We start from the raw sequence: 4917 nt of genomic DNA, 5'->3' as shown, positions 1-4917 counted from the left end.
GGCCGGGGTGCGCACCCGGGAGGCCAGCGCGACCCGTTCCACCGGGTCCAGCCGGTCGCTCTCGGTGCCGCTCTGCGCCGGCTCGGCCAGCCGGATCCCGGCGGCCTCCGCGACCAGCCGGCAGGCCGCGTAGGTGGCGTCGGCGTCGGCGGCCGTCGTACGGCGTGCCGAGCGTTTGCCGATCGAGGCCAGCAGGGTCCGGTCGGCCTGGACGCGGACCGCCTCACCGGCCTTGATGCCGGCGGCGGTGCGGGTCTCGTGGGTGCGCTCCAGATGCTCGATCCACCGGTCCAGCGCGGTCAGCAGCCGGTACTGCTGGTCCACCATGCTCTGCCACAGCGCGGGGTCCATCAGCAGGTCGGCGGCGGCCTCCGCGCCGTACAGCGAGCCGTACTGCACGCTGCCCGGCGGGACCTGCATCCAGAACACGTCGTCGTCCGCCGGAGCGGCGGCCCGCTCCTCGGCCATGGGCGCCTGGAACAGCACGGACAGGCCGCGGCCGACACCCAGTGCGAGGGCGTACTCCAGCGGGCTCGACGTCGGCGGCACGTACTGCGGGTTGCCGTACTCGTCGTACGACCAGGTCTGGGTCTGCGCCGGCTGGTACAGCTCCCGCAGGTTGACGCGGTGCACCACGCAGTCCCGGACCGGGCGGGCCACCAGGGTGTGCTGCGGGCCGGCGACCGGGCCGAGCAGCAGCGTCCCCGCCTCCAGCCGGCCCAGGTGGTGCCAGTGGCCCTGCTGCGCGGCGTCCACCGCGAACAGGTCCAGGGCACCGGCCGCGACCAGCCACAGCACCTGCGGGCCCGCCAGGTCCAGGCGCCCCAGGCCGGTGCAGTCCAGCCGGGTGCCCAGGGACCCCAGCGCCCCGAGCACGAGGTCCTCATCGCCGACGGTCGTCATCTCACCGCTCCCTGACCAGTGCCGCGTACGCGCCGCCGCGCGCCACCAGTTCCTCGTGCCGCCCGCGCTCCACGACCGTGCCGTGCTGGAGGACGACGATCTCGTCGCTGTCGCGGACCGTGCTCAGCCGGTGCGCGATCACCACACAGGCGCAGCCGCGCCGCCGCAGGTTGTCCATCACGACCAGCTCGGTCTCCGCGTCCAGCGCGCTGGTCACCTCGTCCAGCACGAGGATGCTCGGCCGGCGCACCAGCGCCCGCGCGATCTCCAGGCGCTGCCGCTGCCCGCCGGAGAAGTTGCGGCCGTCCTGCTCGACCTTGCTGTGGATGCCGCCGGGCCGGCGCATGACCACGTCGTAGAGTGCCGCGTCCTTCAGCGCCTCCACCACGGCCTCGTCGGGGATCGACGGGTCCCACAGGGCGACGTTGTCGCGGACCGAGCCCTCGAAGAGGAACACGTCTTGGTCGACGAAGGAGACGGAGGCGGCGAGCGCGCCGCGCGGGATGTCCTCCAGCCGGCGTCCGTCGATGCGGATCACCCCGTCCCACGGCGTGTACAGGCCCGAGATGAGCCGGGACACCGTGGACTTGCCGCTGCCCGAGCCGCCGACCAGCGCCACCTGCTGCCCGGGGCCGACGGTCAGGTCGAAACCGGTCAGCAGCGGCTGGTCCAGCGGGCTGTAGCCGAAGGTGATGTTCTCCAGCTCGACGTGCCCGTGCAGCCGCCGGGTCGAGTCGGCCCCGCCGGGCCGGGCGTACAGCGGGTCGGCCTGGAAGTTCTCCACGTCCTTCAGCCGGGCGACGTCGGCGGCGAAGTCCTGGATGCGGCCCGCCACGCCGTTGAGCCGGGTCAGCGGGGCGGTGAAGCGGGTGACCAGCGCCTGGAACGCGACCAGCAGACCGACCGAGATGTGCCCCTCGACCGCGCGCAGCCCGCCGATCCACAGGATGAGCGCGCTGTTGAAGGTGGCGAGCGTGGGCGCGACCACGCCGAGCCAGGCGCTCGGCACCCCGAGCCGCTGCTGCTCCTCCAGTGTGGTGGCGTGCTGCCCGGCCCACTTGCGGAAGTAGCCGTCCTCGCCGCCGGTCGCCTTCAGCGTCTCGATCAGCTGCAGCCCGGTGTAGCTGGTGTTGGTGAGCCGGGCGGTGTCCGCGCGCAGCTTCGCCGTCCGGGTCGCGCGCAGCCGTACGACGAGCCGCATGGCCACCACGTTCAGCAGGGCCACGGCGATGCCGACGAAGGTCAGCTGGGGGTCGTAGGTGTAGAGCAGGACCGCGTACAGGACGACCACGACGGCGTCCACGCCGGCCGCCGCGAGGTCGCGGGCCAGGGTCTCGGCGACCTGGTCGTTGGACTGGAGGCGCTGCACCAGGTCGGCGGGGGAGCGCTGGGCGAAGAACGTCACCGGCAGCCGCAGCAGATGGCGCAGGAACCGGGCGCTGGAGAGGGTGGAGGAGATGATCCGGCCGTGCAGCAGGTTGGCCTGCTGGAGCCAGGTCAGCACCAGCGTGAGCAGCACGCAGGCGGCCATCGAGGTGAACAGCACGCCCAGCAGCGAGGTCTGCCCGCCGATGAGGAACATGTCGATGTAGGTGCGGCTGAGCGCGGGCACGGCGGCGCCGACCGCGACCAGCAGCAGGCTGGCCAGCACCGCCGCCGGGAGGGTGCCCGCGGTGCCGCGCAGCCGGGCCGGCATGGCGCCGAGCACACCGGGCCGGCGCCCGCCCCGGGTGAAGTTCTCGCCCGGCTCCAGGACCAGCACGACACCGGTGAAGCTGCCGTCGAACTCCTCCATGGGGACGAAACGGCGGCCCTTGGCGGGGTCGTTGACGTACACCCCGCGCCGGCCGAAGCGGCGGCCCATGCCGTCGTAGACGACGTAGTGGTTGAACTCCCAGAAGAGGATGGCGGGGGCCCGCACCTCGGCGAGGGCGGCCAGATCCATCTGCATGCCCTTGGCGGTCAGGCCGTAACCGCGGGCCGCCTTGAGGAGGTTGGAGGCGCGCGAGCCGTCGCGGGAGACGCCGCAGGCGATGCGCAGCTCCTCCAGCGGGACGTGCCGGCCGTAGTGGCCGAGGACCATCGCGAGGGAGGCGGCGCCGCACTCGACGGCCTCCATCTGGAGCACGGTGGGGGTACGGACCGTGCCGGTACGGGACGTGGGGGCCGGCCGCTTCGCGGGGGCCGCCCGTCTGCGGCCGCGGGTTTCCTGAGCGGTGGTCACGGGAGGAGCCAATCGACGGGACGCTGGTCGGCGAGCCGGACGGAGCCGGTGGCGAGGGTCATGGAGTCGAGCCGGAACGGCGGCCCGTCGGCGGTGGACCAGCGGTAGCCGCTCCTGGTGGAGGCGGACCTGTCGAGTTCCACCAGGACGGCCACCGGGCGGCCCTTGCGGGTGAACTGCTCGCCGAGCTGGCTGTCGCCGAGGAACGCGGAGATCGACTGGGCGGACTGCGCGGTGCGGTCCACCGCCTTCACCTCGCCGCGCAGCACCCCGTACCGCTCTGTGGGTACGGAGGCCACGGTCAGGTCGACCGAGGCGTGCGCCGGGATGGCGGCGGCGTTCTCCGCGGGCACGTACACGGTCGCGTACAGCGGGTCGGAGGCGTGGGCGACCTTCTCGACGGCGGCGACGTCGGTGCCGGTCCGGATGATCTGGCCGATGGTCGCGGCGAGCGTGGTGACGCGGCCCGCGGCGACGGTGCGGACCACCGATTCGCCGTGGTCCGTACGCACTTTGAGGACGGGCGCGTTCGCGGGCAGCCGTTGCCCCTGCCGGGCGAGGACGGCCGTCACCTGTCCGGCCACCGGACTCTGGAGCAGATAGCTGCCCTGGCCGTGGGTGAGGATGGCGGGGGCGCTCACGGTGGAGGCGACCGAGCCGGTCACCGCCCACACGGAGGCGGCGGCCATGACCACGACGGTGACGCCGAGCGCGAGCCAGCCCTGCGGGCGGGCCAGCCGCACCGGGAGGTCCAGCTCCTCCGGCGACTGGAGCTTGGCGAGGGCCTGTTGGCGGAACTGCACGGAACTTCCCTCACCTGTGGGAGAGACGCATGTGTTTCAGGGCACCCGAGAGCCCCGGAACCGAGGGACGGCTCCGGGACTTCGGTCACACCGAGGTGCGATCAGAGACCGGCGACCAGGCCGTTGACCGGGGCGGTGTTCAGGCCGGTGACACCCTCGACGGTGCCGACGACCGTGTTCACCAGGCCGGACACGCCCGGGGCGATCTCGTTCACGGTGCCCAGGGTGCTGTTGAGGGTGTTCACGGTCAGACCGCCGGAGACGTTGTCCAGCTCGGCGTCCGAGATCTCGACGGTCTCAACCTGGGGGGTGGAGTTCATGGTGGAACTTCCCTTCGTATGGATATTTCACAAGGGGGGAGCGGCCCCCTCTGGGGACAGACGGACGGCCGCCACCGCGGGCGCCGGGCACCGGCTCCGAGGAGCCCGCCGGGCCCCCGCGGTGCGAAGGATCAAAGCACGCACGCGGGGCGCGCTTCCAATCCAACCAGGGCTCTCACCTGGGCACTTGGCCCGCCGAGGGGTTCATCCGTGCAGGCCTGCGCACGTCATGTCGGCGACTCCTTCACATGCCGCACGGCATCGTCGCGGCGGGCGCCTTGCCCGCCGCGACGCGAATCCGGCACTCCTCGCCAAAGGCGTGCCGGGGGGCGCGCGGATGTGCAGAAGCGCGGGTGCCGGTGAGGCGCCTGGGTATGGGATGTGCAGATTCCCTGAAGGGAGGATTCCGCTTCGTGTTCGAAGCTGAGCGTTACCGACCGGTAGCCGAGCGTGTTCGACTGATCTGACGCCTGGGCGTGTCGGACCGGTCGACGGGCCGACGGGCCGAGCCTGTCAGCCCAGTAGCGCGTAGACCGTGCTCGCGCGGGCGGCGAGCGCACCCGAGGCGGCATCGCTCAACGTGACGTCCGCGAACGCCGTCCGGCGGCCCAGCTTCGTCAGGACCGCTTCGATCAGGACATCCGCACCGGTCACCGCCCGCTGGAAC

At 72.6% G+C, this 4917-nt stretch carries 3 protein-coding genes and 2 pseudogenes; all 5 read right to left on the bottom strand.

Translation table 11 applies throughout. The features are described 5' to 3' along the window. A pseudogene (locus CCN44_RS30915) lies at positions 1-903 on the bottom strand (NHLP bacteriocin export ABC transporter permease/ATPase subunit); the annotation flags it as partial. Between the two features lies 1 nt (position 904). Further along, a complete protein-coding gene (locus CCN44_RS30910) occupies positions 905-3127 on the bottom strand; it encodes an NHLP family bacteriocin export ABC transporter peptidase/permease/ATPase subunit (RefSeq protein WP_086701280.1) in 2223 nt (740 codons plus the stop codon). After that, positions 3124-3930 carry an HlyD family efflux transporter periplasmic adaptor subunit gene (locus CCN44_RS30905; protein ID WP_059246821.1) on the bottom strand — a complete coding sequence of 269 codons (807 nt, stop codon included), beginning with the start codon at positions 3928-3930 and terminating at the stop codon, positions 3124-3126. Before CCN44_RS30905 ends, CCN44_RS30910 begins: the two co-directional genes overlap by 4 nt. A gap of 101 nt (positions 3931-4031) precedes the next feature. Continuing rightward, positions 4032-4250, bottom strand: coding sequence for a hypothetical protein (locus tag CCN44_RS30900; protein ID WP_059246822.1), 219 nt, complete (start codon positions 4248-4250; stop codon positions 4032-4034). Positions 4251-4763: 513 nt separating this feature from the next. Further along, positions 4764-4917 (bottom strand): annotated as a pseudogene (locus tag CCN44_RS46665) (thioesterase); the annotation flags it as partial.

The sequence above is a fragment of the Streptomyces tricolor genome (genome assembly GCF_002155905.1).
In the GTDB taxonomy this organism is placed as follows: domain Bacteria; phylum Actinomycetota; class Actinomycetes; order Streptomycetales; family Streptomycetaceae; genus Streptomyces; species Streptomyces tricolor.
The sequence above is the reverse complement of the archived record's forward strand: the minus strand, read 5'-3'. Positions and strand labels throughout refer to the sequence as shown.